Origin of the sequence: Flavihumibacter sp. CACIAM 22H1 (genome assembly GCF_001601815.1) — a bacterium.
Taxonomy (GTDB): Bacteria; Bacteroidota; Bacteroidia; order Chitinophagales; family Chitinophagaceae; genus Flavihumibacter.
Genome location: NZ_LUKG01000045.1, coordinates 31,611 through 36,419 on the forward strand (window position 1 = coordinate 31,611; position 4,809 = coordinate 36,419).

The following is a 4,809-nucleotide window of genomic DNA, read 5'->3' on the forward strand; positions in this document are numbered from 1 at the left end:
CTTATTCTGCGTACACTGAGAGGAGAAGCAACCGAAAGAACCCCCGTATGGATGATGCGCCAGGCAGGCCGTTATCTTCCTGAATACATGGTGCTGCGCGAAAAATATGGCTTTTTCGAACGTTGCCAAACGCCGGAACTTGCTTGTGAAATAACCCTGCAGCCGATCGATATTGTAGGAGTGGATGCTGCCATACTTTTTTCCGATATCCTGGTAGTTCCGCAGGCAATGGGCCTGGAAGTGCAGCTGATCGAAAGCAAGGGGCCATTTTTACCCGATCCTATAAAAACGATTACCGACCTGAAACGGGTAGAAGTGCCCGATGTGAATGATCGGTTACACTATGTATTTGATGCCATCAAACTGATCAAAAAAGAACTGAACGATCGTGTTCCTCTGATCGGATTTGCGGGTGCCCCCTGGACACTACTCTGTTATATGGTACAGGGGAAAGGCAGTAAGACTTTTGATGAGGCCAAAGCATTCTGCTACGCTCAACCAGCAACAGCACATCAGTTATTGCAAATGATTACCGATACCACTATCGCCTACCTAAAGGCTCAGATAAAAGCGGGAGCAGACCTGGTACAAATTTTTGATAGCTGGGGTGGATTATTAAGTCCGGAAGATTTTGAACTGTTCTCCCTGCAGTATATCCGCCAGATTGTTGCTGCGGTAAGAGAAGAAGCACCAACGATCATCTTTGCAAAAGGAGCCTGGTTTGCACTGGAAGAAATGGCTGCTACAGGCGCACAAGGACTGGGTATAGACTGGTGTATTAAACCCGCACTGGCGCGTAAATTTGCAGGCGATGCAGTTACGCTGCAAGGAAATTTTGATCCGGCGAAATTACTTGGTCCCATTCCAGAAATTCAGCAGGCCGTGAAAAAAATGCTGAAGGATTTTGGTCCGGGTAAACATATTGCCAATCTCGGACATGGTATACTGCCCAATGTACCCGTAGCGCATGCACGTGCATTTGTTGATGCCGTGAAGGAATTTCGTCATTAGAACGCTGCAAAGCTGATTCAATATGTTTAAAGATAAGTTCATAACCTATATCCACGATTTACAAAACCGCATCTGTACCTCACTTGAAGCCGCAGACGGATTTGCCACCTTCCAGGAAGACGCCTGGTCAAGGCCGGAAGGCGGAGGCGGAAAAACCAGGGTTATTGCCCAGGGTAAGGTTATTGAAAAAGGCGGTGTAAATACCTCTGTTGTATTCGGTGAAGTAACGGATGCCATGCGTACTCAACTTAAAATCAACGGACACAGCTGGTTTGCCTGTGGGTTAAGCCTTGTCATCCACCCCTATAACCCATTTGTACCAACCGTGCATTGCAATTACCGCATGTTTGAACTTTACAATGAAGCAGGGGAGGTAATGGACCGGTGGTTTGGTGGTGGAACGGATTTAACACCCTACTACCTATTTGAAGAAGATGCCCGTCATTTTCACCAGACTTATAAAAATGCCTGCGACAAGTTTGATGAAAACTTTTACCCGGCTTTCAAAAAAACCTGTGATGAGTATTTTGTAAACTGGCATCGCAACAAGGAAAGACGAGGAATTGGCGGCATTTTCTACGATTACCAGCGCCCCACCCAGGAAAGAAACCCCGATTGGTGGCTTTCTTTTGCACAGGCCTGCGGAGATGCTTTTATGGAAGCCTATATTCCCCTCGTAGAAAAAAGAAAACACTCGGAGTTTGAAGAAAAACATAAACATTGGCAGGAAATCCGCCGGGGACGTTATACAGAATTTAACCTGGTACATGATCGGGGCACGCTGTTTGGGCTAAAAACCAATGGCCGGATAGAAAGTATACTGATGAGCCTGCCTCCTACCGTACGGTTTGAATACAATTACCAGCCCGAAGCGGGTTCAGAAGAAGATAAATTATTACAAGCCTGTTTACATCCGGTAAACTGGGTGTAACAATAAAGCAAATAATATGTTGCTGCAAAGAAGAAACCGAATACTCCGCCAGTCTGCTGCCATCCGGTCGATGGTGGCAGAAACCAGCCTTCAACCGGCTGATTTTATTGTTCCGCTTTTTATCGATGAAGGAGAAAATAACCGTATTGAAATTCCTTCTATGCCTGGTTATTATCGCAATACGCTGGATTTAACCGTTGCGGAAGTAAAAGAGCTGTGGGAAATGGGCCTGAGGTCGGTGCTGCTCTTTATCAAGTGCAAAGAGGAATGGAAAGACAATACCGGGAAAGAAGCCTGGAATCCGGATGGGCTGATGCAACGATCCATAAAAGCCATAAAAGACGCTGTACCGGAAATGCTGGTAATGACCGATGTTGCGTTAGATCCGTATTCCTCTTTCGGACATGACGGTATTGTCGAAAACGGACAGATTGTAAATGATCCAACCGTAGAGGCATTGGTAAAAATGAGTATATCACATGCACAGGCCGGCGCTGATTTTGTAGCCCCGTCTGATATGATGGACGGTCGGATCGGTTCCATAAGAAAGGGGCTGGAAGCCGAAGGGTTTATCAATACGGGCATCATGAGCTACAGCGCTAAATATGCCAGTTGTTTTTATGGCCCCTTTCGGGATGCATTAGACAGTGCCCCAGGATTCGGTGATAAAAAAACATACCAGATGGATTATGCCAATCGCCTGGAAGCAGTGAAAGAAACCCTGATGGATGTGGAAGAAGGCGCTGATATAGTAATGGTAAAACCAGCATTGGCTTATCTCGATATTATCCGTGAAGTAAAAAACAGTGTGTCCGTTCCAGTTAGTGCGTACAATATAAGCGGTGAATATGCTATGATCAAAGCGGCTGCAAAAATGGGCTGGATCAATGAAGACAAAGCCATACTGGAAACCCTAACCTCTATCAAACGTGCCGGAGCTGACCTGATTGCAACCTATTTTGCAAAAGATGCAGTGAGGTTGTTGGGATAGGGAAAGGGATATTTGGTGTAGTCAGGAAAGCTTGTTTTGCAACCTGTTTCCTAACTTACCGGCCCTGGGATTGATAGAAAAAAGCACTGAAGCAACTAGTTTTACTTGAAATAACTAAAAACATTCAATCCTGCACTCCTGAAAAAAACACCCTCCACCCTTAACCATTCACCAATTCACCAATTCACCATCCATGACTACTTCAACTTCCTCCACCCTTTTTGCCCGCGCACAAGAATCTATTCCAGGCGGGGTTAACTCCCCGGTTCGAGCATTCAAAAGTGTTGGTGGCACACCACTTTTTATGCAAAGAGCCAAAGGCGCTTACCTATACGATGTGGACGGGAATAAATACATTGATTATATCGCTTCATGGGGACCTATGATTTTGGGGCATGCCTATGATCCTGTTGTTAAAGCAATCCAGGAATATGCAGCCTATTCCACCTCTTTTGGGGCACCCACTGAATTGGAAATTAAAATGGCGGAGCTGATAAAATCGATGGTACCAAATGTGGACCTGATTCGTATGGTTAGCAGCGGAACAGAAGCCTGTATGAGTGCAATACGTGTGGCAAGAGGGTATACCGGTCGTAACAAGATCCTCAAATTTGAAGGTTGTTATCATGGTCATGCCGATTCCTTTCTGGTGAAAGCTGGAAGCGGGGTAGCCACGTTTAATATTCAATCAGTACCCGGTGTTACTGCTGGCGTAAGTGCTGATACACTCACCTGCGCTTATAATGACCTGGGAGCCGTACAGGAGCTTGCAGCCAGGCACAAAGGCGAAATTGCTGCCATAATTGTAGAGCCAGTAGCTGGCAATATGGGCTGTATACTTCCGGCGTCCGGCTTTATAGAGGGCCTGCGGGCAATCTGTGATGCAGAAGGCATTTTGTTGATTTTTGATGAAGTGATGACCGGTTTCCGCCTGGCCCCTGGTGGGGCACAGGAGGTGCTGGGGGTAGCAGCCGATCTTGTAACCTATGGTAAGGTAATCGGAGCCGGAATGCCGGTTGGCGCATTTGGTGGTAAAAAAGAATATATGCAGGTGGTGGCACCACTTGGTTCTGTCTACCAGGCAGGCACGCTGAGTGGTAATCCCATTGCCATGATTGCAGGATATACCCTGCTCTCAGAATTGAAAGCCAACCCGGGTATCTATAAAGAATTGGAAGAAAAAACAAGCTACCTTAAACATGGCCTGGACAATGTACTGGCTGCCTGGGGACAGCCTTATGTCATTAATCAATTGGGTAGCATGATTAGTATTCACTTTAGTGAACACCCGGTAATAGATTTCGCATCTGCCTCGTCGGCTAATAATGCCCGCTTTTCAAAATACTTTCATGCAATGCTCAACCAGGGTATTTATCTGCCGCCCTCAGCCTTTGAAAGCTGGTTCCTGAACAATGCTTTAAACCAAGCAGATCTGGATAACACCATAAGCGCAACAGAGGAGTCGCTGAGCAGGTTATAACTCCCCTGTGTATACTAAATAAGCGCATCAAATAAAATCTCTACCGGGTGGAGAGCTAACCGGCCCGTACCGTCTTTTATCTGATGGCGGCAACTGGTACCCGAAGCGGCAATAAGGGTAGTGGCAGCTTGTTGACGAACTGCAGGAAATAAAACCAGTTCACCAATTTGCATAGAAACCTCATAATGATCTTTATCAAAACCGAATGAACCCGCCATACCACAACATCCGGAATTAATTGCAGTGGCTACATAGTTTGCCGGAATTGATAAAATATCCATGACGTAGGAAACCGACGACAATGCTTTTTGGTGACAATGACCGTGGACCAGGATCTGTTTTTTTTACCGAATGAAACTGAGCGGGGCCAATTCTTCCAGTCCCTTGCTTCCAGGG

The 4,809-nt window shown here is 46.2% G+C and carries 5 protein-coding genes; 4 read left to right on the top strand and 1 reads right to left on the bottom strand.

All coding sequences use genetic code 11. The features are described 5' to 3' along the window. The 4 genes from hemE to hemL all read left to right on the top strand — a co-directional run. On the top strand, positions 1–1,011 hold a 1,011-nt coding region (gene hemE, locus A1D16_RS13180), incomplete at its 5' end, for a uroporphyrinogen decarboxylase (protein ID WP_290710200.1). 22 nt (positions 1,012–1,033) lie between these two features. Next, positions 1,034–1,942 carry an oxygen-dependent coproporphyrinogen oxidase gene (gene hemF, locus A1D16_RS13185; RefSeq protein ID WP_290710202.1) on the top strand — a complete coding sequence of 303 codons (909 nt, stop codon included), beginning with the start codon at positions 1,034–1,036 and terminating at the stop codon, positions 1,940–1,942. A 16-nt stretch (positions 1,943–1,958) separates the two neighbouring features. Next, the gene (hemB, locus tag A1D16_RS13190) at positions 1,959–2,933 is read left to right on the top strand and encodes a porphobilinogen synthase (RefSeq protein ID WP_290710204.1); all 975 of its coding nucleotides are present in this window, start codon (positions 1,959–1,961) and stop codon (positions 2,931–2,933) included. Positions 2,934–3,126: 193 nt separating this feature from the next. After that, the gene (gene hemL, locus A1D16_RS13195) at positions 3,127–4,413 is read left to right on the top strand and encodes a glutamate-1-semialdehyde 2,1-aminomutase (protein WP_290710206.1); all 1,287 of its coding nucleotides are present in this window, start codon (positions 3,127–3,129) and stop codon (positions 4,411–4,413) included. A gap of 14 nt (positions 4,414–4,427) precedes the next feature. Here hemL and A1D16_RS13200 read toward each other — a convergent pair whose 3' ends face one another. Next, complete coding sequence (locus A1D16_RS13200; protein ID WP_290710208.1) at positions 4,428–4,631, bottom strand: hypothetical protein; 204 nt, start codon at positions 4,629–4,631, stop codon at positions 4,428–4,430. Between the last annotated feature and the right edge of the window lie 178 nt (positions 4,632–4,809).